Here is a 19,490-nt window from a genome sequence, read left to right as displayed (position 1 = left end):
GCTCCACCGCACAGAGTTCGGGCCTTGGGGGCACCACATGCAGACGAGGAAGCAGGCACGACGGTCCATGCCCGGAGCCCTCCGGATGCGCATGTCAGCCGGAGCGGGCGCACTGGCTCTGGTCCTGACGGGGTGCGGGGGCGGTGGTGCGGACGACCAGGACGAGAAGGGCACCGTCGAGCGGACGCTGGCGCTCATGGACGACCGGCAGAGCGTGACCGCGGGCGACAGCCTGGACGTGGAAGTGCTCGACAACGACTCCGTCACCCTGGAGAGCAACGAGCGGGCGGGGCTGCTCGCCGCCTACGACCCCGCCGAACTGACCCTGGCGATCGACACCGAGCCCGGCCACGGGTCCGTGTCGGTGTCCGCGACCACCGTGACGTACACCGCCCGGGACGGGTACGTCGGCGAGGACGAGATGACGTACGAGGTCCGCGTGAAGGGCACCGACGTGCCCGCCGCCACCGCCGTCGTCCGCGTCACCGTCAGCGCGCCCGCTCCCTGACCGGGCGCGGTACCCGTTGGGCACGCCGTCGCCCAGGCCGGTCGTCCCGGCGCGACAACGGCCGGGCCGACGGTCCGGGCGCGACGATCGGCCGGGCCGGCCGTCCAGGGCCGACACCACCCGGGCCGGCCGTACGGGCACGACAACCATGCAGGCGCGACATCGTGCAGGCGCGGCACCATGCAGGCACGACATCGTGCAGGCGCGGCACCGTCCGGGCGGCCGTCCGGGGCCGGTGTCACGCCGTCTTCCGCCGTTCCCGTCGGCCGCCGCGCCGTCGCCGGGCGGTCAGCGCCAGGTGGGTCGCCAGTCCCAGGACCAGCCCCCAGCACGCGGAGCCGACGCCGCCGAACGTGACACCGGAGGCCGTGGTGAGGAAGGTGACCACCCCCGCGTCGCGGTCCTGTTCGTCCGCCATCGCCTGCGCCAGGCTCGTGGAGAACGTGGCGAGCAGGGCCACCCCGGCGACGACGGCGATGAGTTCGGGCGGCAGCGCCGTGAACAGCCCCACGAGCGCGGCTCCGCAGACGCCCGCCAGCAGATAGAAGATCCCGCACGCCACCCCGGCCACATAGCGGCGTCGCGGGTCGCGGTGAGCCTCCTCGCCGGTGCTGATCGCGGCGGTGATCGCCGCGAGGTTGACGGCGTGGCCGCCCAGCGGGGCGAGCGCCGTGGAGGCGAGTCCGGTGGCCGTGATCAGCAGCCGGTCGTCCGGGCGGTAGCCGCAGGCCGCCAGCACAGCGAGGCCGGGCGCGTTCTGCGAGGCCATCGTCACCACGGCGAGCGGCACGGCCAGGCCCACCAGCGCCGAGCCGGTGAACTCCGGTGCCGTGACGACGGGAAGGGTCAGTCCGATGTCCACGGACGAGGCGTCAACGCCCGGGACGACGGCGGTGACGAGCACGGCCGCGAGCAGGGCCCAGGCCACCGCGTATCTCGGCGAACGCTGCTTGACGGCCAGATACGTGGCGAGCGAGACCAGGACCGCGACCGGTGCGCCGTCCAGCGCCGAGAACAGCCCGACGCCGAAGGAGAACAGCACGCCCGCCAGCATGGCCGCCACGATTCCGGGCGGTATGCGGCGCATCACCTTCCCGAAGACGCCCGTCAGGCCGACCAGTGCCATCAGGAGACCGCTGACCAGGAAGGCGCCGACCGCCTCGGGATACGTGTAGTCCCCGAGGCTGCCGACGAGGACCGCCGCGCCCGGCGTCGAGAACGCGGTGATCACCGGTATCCGCGTCCACCAGCTGAGCACGACACATGTGACGCCGCTGCCCACGCACGCCGCCCACACCCATGAGGCGGTCTGCTCATCGGTGAGGTGACCGGCGGCCGCCGCCGCCAGGACCACGAGGAGGGGGCCGGAGCACGAGACCACGACCGTGATCAGGCCCGCGAGGACGGCGGAGAGCGAGGCGTCCGCCAGGAGGCCGCGCCGCTCGGAGGGCGCCGCATCCGGCCCGAACGCCTCGTCCCTGTCGTTCTCGGCGCCCTGTTCGGCCGTGGCCATCGTGCCCCTTCCCCCCGTCCGTCGCGCTCCCGCCCATCCTCCGCTCTACTCCGACCGCTGCGCCACCGCGGCCAGCCGGGTCACGCCCTCGGCGAACTCCTCGTCGCTCAGGGCCTGGAAGGGCAGCCGGAGGAAGACCGTTCCGGACGGCGGCGACGAGTCCGCCGGGTAGAAGGCCGAGCCACGGGTGAGGGCGAGCCCCTCGGCGGCCGCGGCGGCGAGGAACGTCTCCTCCGTGGTACGGACCGGGAGATGCACGCTGATGTAGTAGCCGCCCTCGGGGACGCACAGCGCGACCTCGCCGAGCGCCTTGCGCACCGCCTCGACCGCCGCGTCGTGCCGCGGCCGGAGCAGTTCCCGGACCTCGTCGATGTTGCGCCGGACCAGGCCGCTCGCGAAAGCCCGCGCGGCGACCGCCTGGAGCAGGGGGGCCGGCGAGAGGTACGTGCTCTCCGCGAGCGCCGCCAGGGCGCGCGGCGTACCGGCCGGGCCGATGACGTAGCCGACGCGCAGTCCCGGGCTGAGGACCTTGCTCAGCGAGCCGATGGTCAGGACCCGGGCGCCGTCGACGGAGTCGGCGAGGTCACCGAGGAGCGTGGGGGCCTCGCCCGCGAAGCGGAGTTCCCGGTACGGGATGTCCTCCAGGATCGTGAAGCCGAACTCGGCGGACAGGCGGACGAGTTCGCGCCTCTTCTCCTCGCTCGTCGTGACCCCGCCGGGGTTCTGGAAGTCCGGGATCAGATAGACGAACGCGGGTACCTCCGCGCGCAGGCGCTCCCGCAGGACGTCCAGGTCGAGGCCGTCCCCCCGCAGCGGCACTCCGGAGACCTGGCCCCCGTGCCGTTCGAAGATCTGGACGGCACGGTCGTACGTCGGCGCCTCCGCGAGCACCTTCGTGCGGGGTGCGTCCTTGAGGAGGTGCGCGGCGAGCAGGTCGAGTGCCTGGAGGGAGCCGTTGGTGACGAAGATCCGGTCGGGGTCGACCGAGTGGAACGCCCCCAGCTGGTCCCGGAGTTCACGGTCTCCGGTGTGGTGGCCGATCGGCGCGTACTGGAAGACGCGGTCCGGTTCGGAGGAGAGGACGGCCCCGGTCAGCTCGGCGATGCCGGCGGAGGGGATCGCTTCGAGCGGAGGGATTCCCCGCGAGAAGTGGACGGTGGAAGGGGTCACAGCGTCCTTGGAGGTCGGAGGGGTCACAGCGTCCTTCGGGGTCGGGGAGGTCACAGAGGTCTCCTGGAGAAGGAAACGGAAGGAAGAGTCGGGCGGGGACGCCCACGGGTGGTTCAGAGGGCGCCCGTGGGCGTGGCCCGGTGCGCGCTGACGGCGAAGTCGGGGCCGATGCCGGCGACGGAGTCCGCGCCGAGCTGGAGCAGCGTGTCCTCGATCTCGCTCCGGATGAGGTCGAGGACCGCCTCGACACCCTGCTGTCCGGCCAGGCCGAGGCCCCACAGGTAGGGGCGGCCGATGCACACCGCGTCCGCACCGTACGCGAGGGCCTTGACGACGTGGACGCCGGAGCGGATGCCGCCGTCCATGAGGACCAGGCCCCGGCCGGCGACGGCGGCCGCCACCTGCTCCAGCGCGACCAGGCTGGGGACGGCGCCGTCGAGCTGGCGGCCGCCGTGGTTGGAGACGATGACGCCGTCCGCGCCCAGGGCCACGCAGCGTTCGGCGTCCTCGGCCCGCAGGACGCCCTTGACCACGAGCGGCAGCCGGGTACGGGACCGTATCCATTCCAGGTCGTCCCAGGTCAGCGGCAGGCGTTCGATGCGGGCACCGTCCGGAATGGCGCCGGTGAGCACGCCCAGCGCGCGCAGGTTGCCGAAGTCGACGTGGCCCGGAGTACGGAAGCCCGCCCGCCGGGTGCCGATGCGGCGGGCGGCGTAGCTGGCGTCGACCGTGACCACGAGCGCGGTGGCGCCGCCGTCCTCGGCCAGGGCGATCGTCGCGGCGACGTCGTCGCGCGAGCGGTAGGCGTAGAGCTGGAACCAGCTGTCACCGCCGACCGCACCGGTCACGTCGGAGAAGGCGTAGTGGCTGTCGGTGCTGACGATCGCCACGGTGCCCGTGGACTCGGCCGCACGGGCGGTCGCGATCTCGGCGTCCTCGTGGAGGAGGCGCTGGGGGCTGGTCGGGGCGAGCAGGACGGGCAGGGCGAGCCGCCGCCCGAGCACGGTCACGGACGTGTCGGGCTTCGCGCCCGTGCCGCCGAGGGCCCGGGGGCGCAGCCAGACCTGGTCGAAGGCGTCCGTGTTGGCACGGACCGTGAGCTGGGTGTCGGCGCCGCCGGCCACGTACGCCCAGGAAGCGGCGTCGAGCAGGGATTCCGCAGCCCGCTCGTAGTCGGTCAGCGTCAACAGCCCGGATAATTCCCTTGTCATGGAACCTCTTCCGTCGTCGGATGAATTCCTCGGGCCTTTCGGCCCGTCAAGCGAATCGGCGCGTCAGGTGAATGTTCGCCAGGTGAACGGGTTCGCGAGGTGAACAGGTTCGTCAGGTGAACGGGTTCGTCAGGTGAACGGGTTCGTCAGGTGCACTGGCCGTCGGGTGCACTGGTTCGTCGGGGGAAACGGCCCGCCGGGCGAATTCGTTCGTTCATCGGGAGGACGGGCGCGCCCGGTGGACCGGCTCGTCAGGTGAACTGGTCGAATCCCATCTTGGCCACCATGCCGGTGACCACGAGCACGAGGACGATGCGGACGAATCCGGATCCCCGTTTCATAGCGGTGCGCGACCCGATCATCGCGCCCGTGATGTTCCCCACGGCCATGCCGAGGCCGAGGGCCCACAGGACGTTTCCCTGCCAGGCGAACACGGCCAGGGCTCCCAGGTTGGAGGAGGCGTTGATCACCTTCGCCATGGCCGCGCTCTCCAGGAACTGCGTCGCCAGGAGCGTGGTGAAGGAAATGATGAGGAAGGTGCCGACGCCCGGACCGAAGACACCGTCGTAGAAGCCGATGCCGACACCCGCGATGAGGATCGCCGTGGTGCGGCGGCGCGGGGTGACGAGGATGTTCCGCTGCTGGACCCCGAAGCTGGGCTTGAAGGCCACGAAAAGCGCCACGGTGATCAGCAGACCCATGATGACGGGCCGGAAGTAGGTCGTGGGGACGCTCGACGCGGAGAGCGCGCCGAGGGCGCCGAAGGGGACCGCGAGTCCGGCGGCCGGCAGCAGGACGGAGCGGTCCAGCTTGGTGCGCCGCTGGTACATGTACGCGGCGGTCGTGGTTCCCATGATCGCCGCGATCTTGTTCGTGCCCAGCGCCACCGCCGGCGAGTACTGGGGAAAGGCCAGCAGGAGCACGGGGATGAGCAGCACCCCGCCGCCGCCGACGACCGCGTCCACCCAGCCGGCCGCCGTCGCGGCCGCGAGCAGGCCGAGCACTTCGTACAGTTCCACTCTTCCTCATTCACGTGACATGGCCCCGGCTCCCGGGGCCGGGACCTGCCGCCACCGCCGGTCAGACGACCCCGCGGATCTCCGTCATCGCCGGCAGCACGCGCGGGTGCCGCATCATGCGCTGGGCCCACAGCGGGGCGGACCGCAGGGAGTAGAAGCGGCGCAGCCAGCGGTCCTGGCCGTCGTAGCGGGGGGTGAAGGCGGTGCGGCCGTGGACCACGACGTGGTTGTCCAGGACGACGAGGTCACCCGGCGCGAGCACCAGGTCGCGGCAGACCCGCTCCAGCGCAGCGGCCAGGGCCGCCAGCGCGGCCCGCGCCCGCGGGTGGTCGCCCTGCGTGTTGTGCGAGTTGAAGCGCATGAACGGCCGGTCCGCCGGGCCGAAGATCACCGGATGCGGGCCGGCCGAGGGGCGGGGGCCGGTGCTGCCGCGGGTGAAGGAGGTCGGGTACAGGCTGTGGAACTGCGGCTTCCGCAGCTCCGCCACCTCGTCGTCCGTGAGCAGCGGCAGCGCGTCGCGCACGGAGGAGACGCGGGTCGCGGCGATCTGCTCGTGGTCCTGGCGGAGGCAGAGCAGCCCCAGGTAGTCGGGGCGGAGCGGATGGTGCACGTTCTCGGTGTGGAAGTCGAAGGCGACCGATCCGCTGTTCTCGATCCGGCTCTCCTCGCCGCGTACGGGATGTACGTCGTGGAAGAGCGCGCCGGACTTCTCGTCCTGATAGCCGGTCAGCGAACCGAGGAGGTCCGCGACGAGCATGAGTGTTCCGTTGGTCCGGTGGCCGTCGAGGACACCGCCCTCACTCGCCTGCGGAGTCTTCGGCACTTCACCCACCGAAACTCCGCGCAGCATGCAGTATCCACTGGATTCGGCGTCGGAACCGAAATCGAGGATCATCTTGCGCATGCCGTCCGGGAGGTCCATGAGGAGCCCCGAGACGACAATGGGTATCGAGTCCGACAAGCGTGCGGCGAGCGCCGAGAGCTCACTCACCTTCTCCGCCTCGGACTCGCTTAATCGGTAATGATTCAAAGTCTGGGCAAGCATTCCCATAATCCCTCGCCGATTCCCGAATGCAGGGTTGATCATTACGGTGAAAACGTATCCCGGCCCCATTCTCTCCGTCAACAATCGGTTTCGGACAGTGACTTCTCCGGTTAACGGGTCAGGCATTCGAGAGATAGCTGGCGAATGGTTCGATTGCGCTCGGAAGCGCATCAAAATCCCCCATGCGGCCAGGAGCGCGGGCCCGGCCGTCTCTTCTCGTTCACCGGGGGTGAGCCGCCTCTCCAGGCCGAGATGACGGGGAGATGAACGCGCCGGATCGCCCCCTGGGATGCCTTCGGCCGCCGCTTCCCGGCCCCTTCGGGAGCGCCCGAAGCCGGTTTCGCGCCATCCGGACGGCGGATACCGGGGTGGTGAATCGTGTGAAGGGGGTCACATGCGGCGGTGTCGCGCTCCGCCGGGTGGATCAGGCCGGGCCGGGTGAGGGAAGGGGCGCGGCTCCCGGGTCGGGCCGCAGTTCGCGCAGATACCGGGCCATCTCCCCGTACACCGCCGGGGTGTTGTCCAGGTGGACGTCGTGGCCCGCCTCCGGGATCACGGCGATCCGCGTCGCCGGATGCCGGTCGCGCATCCGTTCCGCCTCGTCCGGCTGCATGTCGCCCCGCTCGCCCCGCAGCACCAGCACCGGGCAGCCCACCCGATCCCAGGCGTCCCAGTAGTCCCGGTGCGCGTTCTCCCGGACCGTGGCCACCATCACGTCCCGGTCGACGCGGGGGTGCAGTCCGCCGGGTCCCGGTGCGAGGCCCGCCGCCCAGGCCCGGCCCGCCGGACCGCCGCCGAAGAACGCCTCGGCCGCCTCCGCGTCCCGGAACGGCACCGGCCAGGAGTCGAGCCAGCCCCCGATCCGCTCCGGCAGCTCCGGGCTCGGGCCCGCCGGGCCGGCCTCGATCAGGACCAGCGCGCGGCACACCTCCGGATGGGCCGCCGCCGTCAGCAGTGCGGTGAGCCCGCCCATCGACTGGCCGACCAGCACCGTGTCCTGCCCGGCCAGACCGAACCGGCGCGCCACGGCCAGGACGTCACGCACGTGCGCCGCCCGTGTCACGTCCCCGGGGCGGCGGGTGCTCGCCCCGCTGCCGCGCGCGTCGAAGGCGATCACCCGGTGGGTGGCCGCGAACCGGGCGGCCAGCGCATCCCACTCACCGCGGTGCCCGGCCAGCCCGTGCAGCAGAAGCAGGGGCGGGCCTTCACCGCCGTGGTCGGTGCAGAAGAGGCGTACGGGACCGGCCCCGGGCACTGCCGCTCCCCCGTCGTCCTCGTCCGTGACCGTCACCGTCACCGTCGCCCTGACCGCTCCCACCGGACCCCCGTCTCGCCTGCCGCCCACTGTCCCGCCTTCACGGCACCTGCCGCCCGCCGTCTCCGCCTGCACGCCGCCTTCGCCCACAGCCACCGGCTCCGCCTACCGCGCGCGCCGTCTCCACCTGCACGCCGCCTTCGCTTACAGCCCCCCGGCTCCGCCTACCGCCCGCCGGTCGCTCCACCCCCGGCTCCGCCCCCGGCACCGGCACCGGCCCCCGGGCAGAACGGCGGTCCGAGCGATCCGCATCCGGCCTCGCGCCCCCGGCCCGAAGAAAATCCCGCGCCGGGCTGAACGCCCGCCGCTCCGCGACCGTACTCTCCGGCAACTCCCCCGCGTAGGCCGGGTGCGTACCCGTACGGGACACGACAGGACGGTACGGGTACGCACCCGGAGCGAGGGCACGGGCCGCGCTCAGCCGCCCAGCGCGTGCGACACCGTGTAGATCGCCAGGCCGGCCAGCGCGCCGACCACCGTGCCGTTGATCCGGATGAACTGGAGGTCGCGGCCGATGTGCGCCTCGATCTTCTTCGAGGTCTGGTCCGCGTCCCAGCCGGCGACGGTCTCGCTGATCAGCGAGGTGATCTCCGTGCGGTACGTCGTCACCACGTAGACCGCCGCGTCCTCCAGCCAGCCGTCCAGCTTGCCCTGGAGCCGTTCGTCGCTCGCCAGCCGCGCTCCCAGCGACATCAGCGAGGCGCGTGCCCGCAGCCGCAGTTCGCTGCGCTCGTCCTCCGCCGCCGAGATGATCATCGCGCGGACGGAGGACCAGGCCGAGGCGATGACGTCCTGGACCTCGCTCCGGCCCAGGATCTCCGACTTCAGGCGCTCCACCCGGGCCCGGGTGTCGGCGTCGGTCTGGAGGTCGGCCGCGAAGTCCGTCAGGAACGTGTCGATCGAGCCGCGCGCCGGGTGCTCCGGCATGTCCCGCATCTCCGTGACGAACCGCAGCAGTTCCTTGTAGACCCGCTCCCCGACCCGCTTGTCCACGAACCTCGGCGTCCAGCCGGGGGCCCCGCCCTGCACCGCGTTCATCACCGAATCGCCGTGCTCCACCAGCCAGTCGTGGGCCCGTACGCAGATGAGGTCGACGACCTTGCGGTGGCCGCCGTCCGTGACGACCTTCTCCAGCATCTTGCCGAGGCCCGGACCGACCTCCACCGCGTCCGCGCGCCGGGTGATCGCCTCGCCGACCACCGCCTGGACGTCGGAGTCCCGAAGGACCGTCAGCGCACCGCGCAGCGCCGTCGCCAGCTCGGCGGTGACCCGGTCCGCGTGGGCCGGCTCCGCGAGCCACACACCGAGCCGCCGGCCGACCCCCAGAGCGTGAATTCGGTCACGAATGACCTCTCCGGAGAGAAAGTTCTCGCCAACGAAGGAACCGAGGGACTGTCCTAGCTGATCCTTCTTGGTGGGGATGATGGCCGTGTGCGGAATGGGCAGACCCAGCGGGCGCCGGAAGAGCGCCGTCACCGCGAACCAGTCCGCCAGCGCGCCGACCATCCCCGCCTCGGCAGCCGCTGCGACGTAGCCCGGCCAGCCCCCCACACCCGAGTTCTTCGCCCAGGTGGCCAGGACGTAGACGAGCGCGACGAGCAGAAGGAGTCCGGTCGCCGTGAACTTCATGCGCCGTACGCCGCGCTGCTTCTCCGCGTCGGCCGCCGTGTACGCGAACGAGGCCAGCGGGCCCGCGCCCGCCCCCGGCTCCCCCGCCCGCCCCGGCGGCAGCACCGGCCGCCGTGATCGCACCGACGCCGGGGCCTCCGACGCCGGAGCCCGGGACGCCCGCGCCTGCGACGCGTCCGGCTGCCCCGGCCCTTGCGCCGCGTCCTGCCGCGCCGCGGCCCCGGCCTGCTCCTGCTCCTGCCCGTCGGATCCGGTCCGTTCCATCCGCTCCACCCGTCCGCGTGCGCCTCGCCCCCGTGACGTAGGCATTGTCCCTGCCTCCCCTACTCCTGGGCCGCATGAGGAGTTCCCGACGGCCTGTCGCATCATGGGACCAGCACGATCATCACGAGGAGAACCACCGCACATGCCAAGGCGCCAGGGGTATGCCCTGCTCATCGCCCTCGTGGCAGGCACCGCCGCGCTCGCCGCCGCCGTCGCCTTCGCGACGACGCTGCTCTCCGGCCCCCGGCCGACGCCGCTCCCGCCCGCCGAGACCCAGGCGGCGGCCCGCAATCCGGTCGCCCCCGCCACCTCGGGCGGCGCGTGGGTCGCCACGTGGACCGCCGCGCCCGTCGGCGCGGAGAAGGGCACCGAGGGCGGGCTCCCCGGACGCACCGTCCGCAACGTCGTGCACACGAGCATCGGCGGGGAGGTCGCCCGGATCACGCTGTCCAACCTCTTCGGCACGACCCCCCTGGTCGTCGACCGAGCCACCGTCAACACCCGGCCGGTGACCTTCAAGGGCGCCGGGACCGTCACCGTCGCCGCGGGCGGACGGGTCGTCAGCGACCCGGTCACCGTGCCGGTGGCCCCCGACTCGGACCTCCAGGTCAGCTTCCGCACCCCGCAAGGCGGCGGGCCGGTCACCTACCACGGTCACACCCACCAGACCTCGTTCCTGATCGACGACCGCGGCACCTTCGCCACCGGCAACTGGCGCTATCTGACCGCCGTGGACGTCCGCAGCGAGCAGGCGCTCGGCGCGGTCGTCGCCTTCGGGGACTCCCTGACCGCGGGCAGCGGCTCCAGCACCGACGCCAACGCCCGCTGGCCCGATGTCCTCGCCGACCGGCTGGGCGGCCGGTACGGGGTCGCCAACGCCGGTATCGCGGGCAACCGGATCGCGGGCATCGGCCGCGGCACCGGCGGCCAGTCGGGCACCGACCGGCTCGACCGGGACGTCCTGGGGGTCGCCGGGGCCCGGACCGTCGTCATCGCGCTCGGCATCAACGACGTGCAGCAGCACCCGCAGGAGTCCGACCCCCAGCGCGTCGTGGACGGCCTGCGCGCCCTGACCGAACGGGCGCACGCCCGCGGTCTGCGGGTCGTCGGCGCGACGCTGACCCCGTTCGAGGGCTTCCCCACGTGGACGCCGCAGCGCGACGCCGTCCGCCACGCGGTCAACGAGCAGATCCGGGCGGGCACGGTCTTCGACGCGTACGTCGACTTCGACGCGGCGGTACGCGACCCCGCGGCGCCGAACCGGCTCCTCGCCCCGTACGACTCAGGCGACCACCTGCACCTGAACGACGACGGGTACCGCGCGCTGGGCGACCGGGTGGACCTGGCCTCCCTGGACCGGGACCGCACGCCCCGATCCGACGCGCTGTGACGCGGTGAGGGGCGCCGGGAGGCACTGAGGCGGACCGGCGGCCGGGCCGGGCCGAGCCGGGCCGGAGCCGGGGAGAGCCGGAGCCGGGCCGGAGCCGGGCCGGAGCCGGGCCGAGCCGGGCCCGGGGAGAGCCGGAGCCGAGCCGGGCCGGGCCGGGGAGATCCGGGCCGAGCGAGCCCGGGGAGATCCGGCGGGCCCTCAGAGCTTCTTGCGGCCGTCGCCGGGGCCGCCGTCGTCCGGGCCCTCCAGCTCGCGTCGGCGGCGCGCCTCCAGCTCCGCCTTCTCCGCCTCCTTCGCCTCCTTCAGCCGGCGGCGCTCCGCCTTCGTCCGCTTGCGCTCCACGCCCACGCCGCCCATCAGGGCGAAGCCGGTGATCCGCACCCGCGGGGAGTCCGGGGCGATCTCACCCTCCTCGTTGGAGCCCTCGCCGAAGCCGCCCATGATGCCGATGCCCCGGACCTCGACGTTCAGCTCCGGCGGCGCGGTCACATGGATGCCGCCCATGATCGTGAAGCAGCGGATCACGGTCTCGCGGTCCTCGAAGTTCGCCTCGCGCAGATCGATCTCACCGCCACCCCACATCGCGAACGCGGTGAACTTCCGGGCCACCGTCCAGCGGCCCTTCCGGTTGAAGCCGCCCCAGAGGGCGAAGCCGCCGGTGGAGGTCGCGGGACCCCCGATCCGCGCGGGCCAGTTCGCGGCGGAGCCCCGCAGCGGGGCGGGCGCGGACGACCCGACCGGGGCGACCGCCGAGCCCGGCGCCGGCAGGTCCTGGACGAGCGGCTCCAACTCCCCGTGCGTACGGGCCTGGTAGGCCTTGTCGAGGCGCTGGTCGAACTCGTCCATATCCAGTCGGCCCTCGGCCACGGCCTCGCGCAGCAGTTCCGCGATCCGCTCACGCTCGGCGTCGGAGGCACGCATGTCCGGTCGTTCACTTGTCATACCGCGCAGCCTATTGAACACACCCGTTCCCGGCACAGACCCGCAGGTCCACGACCTGCGCGCGCCGCCTGCGGAGGACGCCGGGAGGCCCTGTCACGGCGCTCGCCCCACGTCGACGGCACGGCGCCCGCCCCGTGTGCGGCACGGCGCCCACCGCCCCGCGTACGTCACGGCGTCGACGCGTACATCCTCGCGATCACGGCCTCGATGTCCGGCTCCCGTACCGACAGGTCGACCAGCGGGTAGTCCGCGGCGATCCGCGCCACCAGCGGGGCCGCCGACGCGGCGGCGGGGAACGCCAGCCACTGGCGCGGGCCCTCCACCTTGACCGCCCGCAGTGCCGGGGCACCGCCGGCCGCCTCCGACGGCAGCACGATCGGCGGGAGTTCGCGCTCCAGGTCCACCACCAGCATGCGTTCGCTCTCACCCACCTCGTGGAGGCCCGAGAGCGAACCGTCGTACATCAGACGGCCGTGATCGATCACCATCACCCGGCCGCACAGCTGCTCGATGTCGGTGAGGTCGTGCGTCGTCAGCAGGACCGTCGTCGAGCGCTCGGCGTTCAACTCCTTGAGGAACTGCCGCACTTTCGCCTTGGAGATCACGTCCAGCCCGATCGTCGGCTCGTCCAGGTACAGCACCTCCGGATCGTGCAGCAGCGCCGCCGCGATGTCACCGCGCATGCGCTGTCCGAGCGAGAGCTGCCGTACGGGAACCTCCAGCAGCGCTCCCAGGTCCAGGAGTTCGACGCAGCGTTCCAGGTTCTCCCGGTAACGCCGGTCGGGAATGCGGTACATGCGGTGCATCAGCCGGTACGAGTCGCGCAGCGGCAGGTCCCACCAGAGGGTCGTCCGCTGGCCGAAGACGACACCGATGCGCTGCGCCAGGCGCGTACGTTCGCGGGAGGGGTCGATGCCCGCGACGCGCAGCCGGCCGCCGCTCGGGGTGAGGATGCCCGTCAGCATCTTGATCGTGGTCGACTTCCCGGCGCCGTTCGGGCCGATGTAGCCCACCATCTCGCCGCGCGCGACCCGGAAGCTGATCCCGTCCACGGCCCGCACCTCGTGGCGCTCCCGGCGCAGCAGGCCCGCCCGGCGGCGGACCTCGAAGACCTTCTCGACACCGTCGAGGCTGATGAACCCGTCGTCCGCCATGTCCGTGCTCTCCCGCGTAGTCCTGTCCGAGCCGGCCGGCTCCTGGTCCCTCTGATCCCTGCGGCCCCCAGGGCTCCTGCGGTCCACCTGACCCGCTGGTCCTTGGTCCTTGGTCCTTGGCCCTTGGCCCCTGGCCCCTGGCCCCTGGTCCCGGTGGAGGCTCAACTGCCCGTGCTCCGGTAGGACCGCAGCCCCGCCCGCCAGGCCAGGCCCACCAGGCCGCAGGCGCCCGCCGCGACCAGCGGCGGCAGGAACGCCACCCACTCCGGCAGATCCACCGGGTACTCCCGCCCCAGCACGTACAGCGCGGGCAACCAGCTCGCGAAGGCCAGCGGCACCACGAACGTCACGCCGCGCACCAGGTCCTTCGCGAAGACCGTGGGCGGGTACTGGAGCAGCGTCGTCCCGCCGTACGTGAAGGAGTTCTGCACCTCCGAGGCGTCCTGCGCGACGAACTGGAACGCCGCCCCCGCGATGAAGACCGCCCCGAAGATCGCCGCCCCGCTGATCACCGTCATCGGCAGCATCACCGCCTTCAGCGGCGTCCAGGCGATGTCGAGGGTGACGAGCGCGTAGCCGAGGACCAGCAGCCCCTGGGTGATCCGGCCCAGCCGGCGCAGCGCGAACCGGTCCGCCGCCACCTGTGCCAGCACCGGCACCGGCCGCACCAGCAGGGTGTCGAACGTCCCGTCCCGTACGCGCCCGCCGACCCGGTCCATCGACCCCAGCAGCAGGTCGCACACCCCGAACGCCGTCGCCGACAGGCCGTACAGGAGGGCGATCTCCGGCAGGGAGTAGCCGCCGAGCGCGTCGACGTGCGTGAACATCAGCAGGATCGTCACGAAGTCGAAGGCCGTCACCGCGAGGTTCCCGAACAGGGTCATGGCGAACGAGGCCCGGTACGCCATCGTCGAGCGCACCCACATCGCCATGATCAGCCCGTACGCCCGGACGCCCTCCAGGGGCCGGGGCCGGTCCTCGAAGGCGAAACCGGCCGGCTCCCGCTCCCCGTCCTCCTCACCGGGCGGTGCCGCCACCGTGTCAGCCACCCTGCACCACCACCCTCCTGGTCGCCGCGGTCTGGAGCAGCCGGCCCGCCGCGAGCAGCACGAGAGCCCACCCGGCCTGGAACACGTACGCCTCCACCAGCCCCCAGCCGGTGTGCCGGCCGAGGAACACATCGGCCGGCACCTGGAGGAGCGAGGACCACGGCAGGGCCCGCGCCACCTCGCCCAGCACACCGGGGAACAGGTTCAGCGGCAGCAGCATCCCGGAGAAGAACAGCCCCGCCAGCATCGCCATCTGCATCGCGCCCGCGCCGTCGAGCAGCCAGAACGCCGACATCGCGACCAGATAGCGGATCGCGAAGCTGACCACGACGCCCAGGAACACCGAGAGCAGGAACGCCGGCCAGGTCCAGAACGATCCGGGGAACGCCAGGTCGAAGGCGAGCGCCCCCAGCAGCATCGGCGCCACCCCGCGCCCCAGCAGATGGAACGCCGCCCGGCCCAGATCCGCCGCCAGCCACCACAGCTGGAGGTCGGCGGGCCGGTACAGGTCGACGGCGACGTCCCCCGTACGGATCCGCTCGACCAGCTCGCTCTCGAACCCGCCGCCCATCAGGGCGCTGGTCATCAGGAGGGCCTGGCCGAGCCAGACGTACGTCAGCGCCTGCGAGGTGTCGTAGCCGCCCAGCTGCGGACGTACGTCCCACAGGGCGGTGTAGGTGTACGCCATGATGAAGCCGAAGACGGTGTTGGTGAACACGCCCGCCGCCGTCGCCGTCCGGTAGGTGGCGTAGCGCCGGAACCCGCCCGCCGCCACCACCGCGTACAGCCGCACGCCGCCCCCTCTCCCCCGCCGTCCCCGGCTCCTGGCACCAAAGCGCTCGACCCTAGTACAGGCGCGAAGGCCGCGGCGAGTTCTTTTCCCACGACCGGAGGAGGGAACAGAACAGCAAGAAACGCAGATTTTCTGATGAAACGGGCACTATGGGAGAACTGACCACGTCTCAGGAGCCCCCACCGACATGAGCGACGAGCCACAGACCTGGGCCCCCCGCGACTCCTCGGGCGCGGGAGCCTCCCCCGGAAACGACCGGCCGACGACGTCCGCGGAACAGGACGGAGAGCAGCCCGGGAAGCCCGGAAAGCCCGGCAGGAAGGCACGGCCCCGGCGCACCGGCTGGCGGCGCGCCGTCCCCACCTGGCGGATGACCCTCGGCACCCTCCTCGGCCTCGTCGTCCTCCTCGGCGCCGGGGTCTTCGCCGCCTACCGGTTCGTCGACATCCCGGCCGCCAACGCCTCAGCCACCGCCCAGTCCAACATCTACCTCTACAGCGACGGCAGCGTCATCGCCCGGGACGGCGACGTGAACCGGGAGAAGGTCAAGCTCTCCCGGGTCCCCCCGGCCGTCCGGCACGCGGTCCTGGCCGCCGAGGACCGGGACTTCTACGCCGACGACCACGCCGTCGACGTGAAGGCGATGATCCGGGCCGGCTGGAACACCGTCACCGGCAAGGGGAAGCAGGGCGGCTCGACGATCACCCAGCAGTACGTCAAGAACTACTACCTCGGGCAGGAACGCACCCTCCTGCGCAAGGCCAAGGAAGCCATCATCGCGGTCAAGCTCAACCGCGAGGAGACCAAGGACGAGATCTTCGAGGGCTACCTCAACACCAGCTACTTCGGGCGCAACGCGTACGGCATCCAGGCAGCCGCCCAGGCCTACTACGGCAAGAACGTCGAGGAACTCAGCACCGCCGAAGGCGCGTACCTCGCCGCCCTGCTGAACGCCCCCAGCGCCTACGACGTCGTCACCGACCCCGGCAACAGGCCCGCGGCCCAGCGCCGCTGGGACTACGTCCTCGACGGCATGGTCAAGGAGCGCTGGCTCACCTCCGACGAGCGGGCGACGACGCGGTTCCCCACCCCCGGCGAGGCAAAACCGCCCACCGGGCTCTCAGGACAGCGCGGCTACATCGTGCAGGCCGTCGAGGACTACCTGGACCGGCGCGGCATCCTCGGCCCGAAGACCCTCGCCACCGGCGGCTACCGCATCACCACCACCCTCGACAAGGCCAAACAGGACTCCTTCGTCAAGGCCGTCGACGACAACGTGATGGCCCGGACCAGCGACGACCGTGCCGCCGACCGCAACATCCGCGTCGGCGGCGCCTCGATCGTCCCGCAGACCGGCAAGGTCGTCGCCCTGTACGGCGGCATCGACTACACGCAGCAGTACGTCAGCAACGCGACCCGCCGCGACTACCAGGTCGGCTCCGTCTTCAAGCCGTTCGTCCTCACCTCCGCCGTCGTCAACGACTCCACCACCCAGGACGGCCGGCGCATCACGCCCAACACCGTCTACGACGGCAGCAACAAACGCACCGTCGTCGGGGTCGGAGGCTCCACCGACTACGCCCCCGCCAACGAGGACGACGTCGACTACGGAGACATCACCGTCCGCATCGCCACCGACAAGTCCGTCAACTCCGTCTACGCCCAGATGGCCCAGGACGTCGGCCCCGCGAAGGTCCGGGACACCGCGATCGCCCTCGGCATCCCCGCCGACACCCCCGACCTCACCGCCGCCCCCTCCATCGCGCTCGGCACCGCCAACGCCAGCGTCCTGGACATGGCCGAGGCGTACGCCACCCTCGCCGACCACGGCCGCCACGGCGGCCACGTCCTCGTCGAGAAGGTCACCAAGGACGGCGCGGAGCTCCGGCTCCCGCAACGCTCCACCGAACAGGCCGTCAGCCGCGAGGCGGCCGACACCACCACCGCCGTCCTGCGCGGCGTCGTGGAGGGCGGCACCGGCACCGCGGCCCAGGCGGTGGGCCGCCCGGCCGCCGGCAAGACCGGCACGGCGGAGGAGGACCGGGCCGCCTGGTTCGCCGGGTACACCCCGGACCTCGCGAGCGTCGTCGCCGTCATGGGCCAGAACCCCGAATCCGGCGCCCAGACCTCGCTGTACGGCGCCCTCGGCCTGTCCCGCGTCAACGGCGGCGGCGCCCCGGCCGAGACCTGGGCCGCCTACACGGAAGCGGCGCTGCGCTCGTCCCCGGCCCGGGAGTTCGACCTGCGGCCGGCACCGGGGTCCGACGAGGGGGACGAACTCCTGGTCGACGAGAACGCCGACGGGGGCACCGACCCCTCCGCCACCTCGGCACCCGACGCCAGCCCCGACGCCACGGACGGCGCGACCCCCGACACCAGCCCCGCCGGCAGCCCCCCGCCCACACCCGGCACCGGCACGAGCACCGGCGGGGGCACATCCGGGGGCACGACCGGGAGCACCGGCGGCACCGGCGGTGACACCGGCGGTGACGCGACGGGCGGGGCGGACGAAGGAGCCGCGCCCGTCCCGGACGGAAACGGCTAGAACAGGCAGCGCAGGGCAGGCAGGAGGCAGGCGGGCAGGCCCCGGGACGGCCTCTCAGTGCCCCGAGGTCGCCTTCAGGCCGACCACGGCCACCAGCAGCAGACAGACGAAGAAGATCCGGGCGGCGGTCACCGGCTCGTTCAGCACGACCATGCCCAGGATCGCCGCACCGGCCGCGCCGATACCGACCCACACGCCGTACGCCGTACCGATCGGCAGCGTCTTCGCCGCATGCGACAGCAGCACCATGCTCGCCACGATCCCGAGGCCGGTGAACACGCTCGGCCACAACCGGGTGAACCCCTCGGTGTACTTCATCCCGATCGACCAGCCGACTTCGAGCAGACCGGCGACGACCAGCAGAACCCACGCCATGACAGAACCTCCGACGACACACACGGACCACTTCACGGGTGCGTCGTCTTTGCCAACCCGGTACGGCGCGTCTCGTCGGGGTGGTTCCACCCTAGCAACACATACGGAAAGGACCTGGTGACACCGGTCACCAGGCCCTCACGGCCATCGTCAGGAAACCACCGACGGGAAACCCGGGGTGGACAACCACAGGCGGGGGGCCTACAGATACAGCCCGGTCGAATCCACCGACCCCTCGAACCGGTCGGCGGCCACCGCGTGCAGATCGCGCTCCCGCATCAGGACGTACGCCACGCCCCGCACCTCGACCTCGGCCCGGTCCTCGGGGTCGTACAGCACCCGGTCGCCGGGCTCCACCGTCCGCACGTTCTGCCCGACCGCCACGACGACGGCCCAGGCAAGCCGACGGCCGACCGCGGCCGTCGCCGGGATCAGGATGCCCCCGCCGGAACGCCGCTCGCCCTCGGACGCGTCGTTCCGCACGAGCACACGGTCGTGCAGCATCCGGATCGGCAGCTTGTCGTCGTGCGGGGCGCCGGGGGTGATGGTGCCGGGGGTGGTGTTCCCGGGGGTGTTCTCGCTCACGCCCGCAACCTACCTGCCGCGGGCCGGACCGTACGCCTCCGGGTTCGGATCACGCGCGGCGGCGGCGCTTCGCCGCGGCCAGCAGCCCCACCACGCCGACCACGACCAGCGCCGCGGGGATCACCCGCTCAAGCCGCGGCGAGCCGTCCTCCGCCACGAACCGGTCCTTCACCTCCGACACCGAGCGGTTCACCGCGACGAAGGCACGGCCGGCGGTCCGGTCCACGGTCTGGGCCGCCTTCGCCTTGGCATCTCCGATGATCGTCTTCGGGTGTACGCGCACCCCGATCTCGTCGAGCACCACAGCGAGCTGCTCCCGCCTGCTGATGATGTCCGCCTCGATCTGCGCAGGGGTCCTGGCATCCGACACTGCGCCGCCTCCGTGGTCGTCGTCCGTTGAACCTTCGTCTGAAACCTTCGTCGACAGTCTGTCAGCTCGAACCTCCGCACACCCGGCGGCACCCCTATTACCCTCGGTCCCGTCCGACCCGCGCACCACCCGAGGAGAACCACATGAGCGAGCGACTGAAGCCCGGCGACCCCGCTCCCGCCTTCACCCTTCCCGACGCCGACGGCAACGAGGTGTCGCTCGCGGACCACAAGGGCCGCAAGGTCATCGTCTACTTCTACCCGGCCGCTCTTACCCCCGGATGCACCAAGCAGGCCTGCGACTTCACGGACAACCTCGACCTCCTGGCGAACGCCGGGTACGACGTCATCGGCGTGTCCCCCGACAAGCCGGAGAAGCTCGCGAAGTTCCGCGACACGGAAAACCTCAAGGTCACCCTGGTGGGCGACCCGGCCAAGGAAACTTTGGCCGCGTACGGCGCCTTCGGCGAGAAGAAGCTCTACGGCAAAGTGGTGACGGGCGTGATCCGTTCCACCGTCGTCGTCGACGAGGACGGCAAGGTCGAACACGCGTTCTACAACGTCAAGGCCACCGGCCACGTGGCGAAGATCATCAGGGACCTGGGCATCTGACG

General features: G+C 72.1%; 18 protein-coding genes and 1 riboswitch. Of the genes, 4 read left to right on the top strand and 14 right to left on the bottom strand.

What is annotated here, in order from left to right; translation table 11 throughout:
* The first annotated feature begins 85 nt into the window (after positions 1-85).
* Positions 86-508, top strand: coding sequence for an Ig-like domain-containing protein (locus tag KME66_RS22335; protein ID WP_253208443.1), 423 nt, complete (start codon positions 86-88; stop codon positions 506-508).
* A 238-nt stretch (positions 509-746) separates the two neighbouring features.
* On the opposite strand, the gene KME66_RS22330 is transcribed toward KME66_RS22335, so the two are convergent.
* The 7 genes from KME66_RS22330 to KME66_RS22300 form a co-directional block, all read right to left on the bottom strand.
* Positions 747-2,021 carry a benzoate/H(+) symporter BenE family transporter gene (locus tag KME66_RS22330; RefSeq protein WP_216325202.1) on the bottom strand — a complete coding sequence of 425 codons (1,275 nt, stop codon included), beginning with the start codon at positions 2,019-2,021 and terminating at the stop codon, positions 747-749.
* A gap of 45 nt (positions 2,022-2,066) precedes the next feature.
* Positions 2,067-3,191, bottom strand: a complete 1,125-nt coding sequence (locus KME66_RS22325; protein ID WP_073217046.1) for a PLP-dependent aminotransferase family protein — start codon at positions 3,189-3,191, stop codon at positions 2,067-2,069.
* A gap of 113 nt (positions 3,192-3,304) precedes the next feature.
* The gene (locus tag KME66_RS22320) at positions 3,305-4,402 is read right to left on the bottom strand and encodes an alpha-hydroxy acid oxidase (protein WP_253208442.1); all 1,098 of its coding nucleotides are present in this window, start codon (positions 4,400-4,402) and stop codon (positions 3,305-3,307) included.
* Between the two features lie 251 nt (positions 4,403-4,653).
* The gene (locus KME66_RS22315) at positions 4,654-5,421 is read right to left on the bottom strand and encodes a TSUP family transporter (RefSeq protein ID WP_073216002.1); all 768 of its coding nucleotides are present in this window, start codon (positions 5,419-5,421) and stop codon (positions 4,654-4,656) included.
* A 61-nt stretch (positions 5,422-5,482) separates the two neighbouring features.
* A complete protein-coding gene (locus tag KME66_RS22310; protein ID WP_079185513.1) occupies positions 5,483-6,412 on the bottom strand; it encodes a TauD/TfdA family dioxygenase in 930 nt (309 codons plus the stop codon).
* A gap of 478 nt (positions 6,413-6,890) precedes the next feature.
* Positions 6,891-7,763 carry an alpha/beta hydrolase gene (locus KME66_RS22305; RefSeq protein WP_216329548.1) on the bottom strand — a complete coding sequence of 291 codons (873 nt, stop codon included), beginning with the start codon at positions 7,761-7,763 and terminating at the stop codon, positions 6,891-6,893.
* A 435-nt stretch (positions 7,764-8,198) separates the two neighbouring features.
* Positions 8,199-9,674, bottom strand: a complete 1,476-nt coding sequence (locus tag KME66_RS22300; RefSeq protein ID WP_253208441.1) for a DUF445 domain-containing protein — start codon at positions 9,672-9,674, stop codon at positions 8,199-8,201.
* Between the two features lie 142 nt (positions 9,675-9,816).
* Between KME66_RS22300 and KME66_RS22295 the strand changes: the two genes are divergently transcribed.
* Positions 9,817-11,064, top strand: a complete 1,248-nt coding sequence (locus KME66_RS22295) for an SGNH/GDSL hydrolase family protein (protein ID WP_216325193.1) — start codon at positions 9,817-9,819, stop codon at positions 11,062-11,064.
* A gap of 198 nt (positions 11,065-11,262) precedes the next feature.
* Here KME66_RS22295 and KME66_RS22290 read toward each other — a convergent pair whose 3' ends face one another.
* The 4 genes from KME66_RS22290 to KME66_RS22275 all read right to left on the bottom strand — a co-directional run bounded on the left by KME66_RS22290 (position 11,263) and on the right by KME66_RS22275 (position 15,002).
* Positions 11,263-11,985: a DUF1707 domain-containing protein gene (locus KME66_RS22290; RefSeq protein WP_216329547.1), complete on the bottom strand. Its 723-nt coding sequence runs from the start codon at positions 11,983-11,985 to the stop codon at positions 11,263-11,265.
* A 188-nt stretch (positions 11,986-12,173) separates the two neighbouring features.
* A complete protein-coding gene (locus KME66_RS22285) occupies positions 12,174-13,160 on the bottom strand; it encodes an ATP-binding cassette domain-containing protein (RefSeq protein WP_216325190.1) in 987 nt (328 codons plus the stop codon).
* Positions 13,161-13,321: 161 nt separating this feature from the next.
* Positions 13,322-14,209, bottom strand: a complete 888-nt coding sequence (locus tag KME66_RS22280; RefSeq protein ID WP_216325187.1) for an ABC transporter permease — start codon at positions 14,207-14,209, stop codon at positions 13,322-13,324.
* Positions 14,202-15,002 carry an ABC-2 family transporter protein gene (locus KME66_RS22275; protein WP_216325185.1) on the bottom strand — a complete coding sequence of 267 codons (801 nt, stop codon included), beginning with the start codon at positions 15,000-15,002 and terminating at the stop codon, positions 14,202-14,204. Before KME66_RS22275 ends, KME66_RS22280 begins: the two co-directional genes overlap by 8 nt.
* A 187-nt stretch (positions 15,003-15,189) precedes the next feature.
* Between KME66_RS22275 and KME66_RS22270 the strand changes: the two genes are divergently transcribed.
* Positions 15,190-17,547, top strand: coding sequence for a transglycosylase domain-containing protein (locus tag KME66_RS22270; protein WP_216325182.1), 2,358 nt, complete (start codon positions 15,190-15,192; stop codon positions 17,545-17,547).
* Between the two features lie 54 nt (positions 17,548-17,601).
* Here KME66_RS22270 and KME66_RS22265 read toward each other — a convergent pair whose 3' ends face one another.
* From KME66_RS22265 to KME66_RS22255, 3 genes are all read right to left on the bottom strand, one after another.
* Positions 17,602-17,922 (bottom strand): multidrug efflux SMR transporter, encoded by a 321-nt coding sequence (locus KME66_RS22265; RefSeq protein ID WP_006124859.1) that lies wholly within the window; start codon positions 17,920-17,922, stop codon positions 17,602-17,604.
* A gap of 37 nt (positions 17,923-17,959) precedes the next feature.
* Positions 17,960-18,026, bottom strand: a riboswitch (guanidine-III (ykkC-III) riboswitch).
* Positions 18,027-18,123: 97 nt separating this feature from the next.
* On the bottom strand, positions 18,124-18,426 hold the full coding sequence (locus KME66_RS22260; protein WP_042498713.1) for a co-chaperone GroES: 303 nt from the start codon (positions 18,424-18,426) through the stop codon (positions 18,124-18,126).
* A 130-nt stretch (positions 18,427-18,556) separates the two neighbouring features.
* Positions 18,557-18,877, bottom strand: a complete 321-nt coding sequence (locus KME66_RS22255; RefSeq protein ID WP_073215974.1) for a DUF3618 domain-containing protein — start codon at positions 18,875-18,877, stop codon at positions 18,557-18,559.
* A gap of 143 nt (positions 18,878-19,020) precedes the next feature.
* Between KME66_RS22255 and bcp the strand changes: the two genes are divergently transcribed.
* The gene (gene bcp / locus KME66_RS22250; RefSeq protein ID WP_073215972.1) at positions 19,021-19,488 is read left to right on the top strand and encodes a thioredoxin-dependent thiol peroxidase; all 468 of its coding nucleotides are present in this window, start codon (positions 19,021-19,023) and stop codon (positions 19,486-19,488) included.
* Positions 19,489-19,490 lie beyond the last annotated feature (2 nt).

The organism is Streptomyces sp. YPW6 (assembly GCF_018866325.1).
Taxonomy (GTDB): Bacteria; Actinomycetota; Actinomycetes; order Streptomycetales; family Streptomycetaceae; genus Streptomyces.
Note: the sequence above shows the minus strand (reverse complement) of the source record. Positions and strands in the feature narration are given on the sequence as shown.

Bases quoted from the DNA above. Each gene is read 5' to 3' on its own strand.
- KME66_RS22335 (WP_253208443.1), top strand. From the start codon at position 86: ATGCGCATGTCAGCCGGAGCGGGCGCACTGGCTCTGGTCCTGACGGGG.
- KME66_RS22330 (WP_216325202.1), bottom strand. From the start codon at position 2,021: ATGGCCACGGCCGAACAGGGCGCCGAGAACGACAGGGACGAGGCGTTC.
- KME66_RS22320 (WP_253208442.1), bottom strand. From the start codon at position 4,402: ATGACAAGGGAATTATCCGGGCTGTTGACGCTGACCGACTACGAGCGG.
- KME66_RS22300 (WP_253208441.1), bottom strand. From the start codon at position 9,674: ATGGAACGGACCGGATCCGACGGGCAGGAGCAGGAGCAGGCCGGGGCC.
- KME66_RS22295 (WP_216325193.1), top strand. From the start codon at position 9,817: ATGCCAAGGCGCCAGGGGTATGCCCTGCTCATCGCCCTCGTGGCAGGC.
- KME66_RS22290 (WP_216329547.1), bottom strand. From the start codon at position 11,985: ATGCGTGCCTCCGACGCCGAGCGTGAGCGGATCGCGGAACTGCTGCGC.
- KME66_RS22285 (WP_216325190.1), bottom strand. From the start codon at position 13,160: ATGGCGGACGACGGGTTCATCAGCCTCGACGGTGTCGAGAAGGTCTTC.
- KME66_RS22270 (WP_216325182.1), top strand. From the start codon at position 15,190: ATGAGCGACGAGCCACAGACCTGGGCCCCCCGCGACTCCTCGGGCGCG.
- KME66_RS22265 (WP_006124859.1), bottom strand. From the start codon at position 17,922: ATGGCGTGGGTTCTGCTGGTCGTCGCCGGTCTGCTCGAAGTCGGCTGG.
- KME66_RS22260 (WP_042498713.1), bottom strand. From the start codon at position 18,426: ATGCTGCACGACCGTGTGCTCGTGCGGAACGACGCGTCCGAGGGCGAG.
- bcp (WP_073215972.1), top strand. From the start codon at position 19,021: ATGAGCGAGCGACTGAAGCCCGGCGACCCCGCTCCCGCCTTCACCCTT.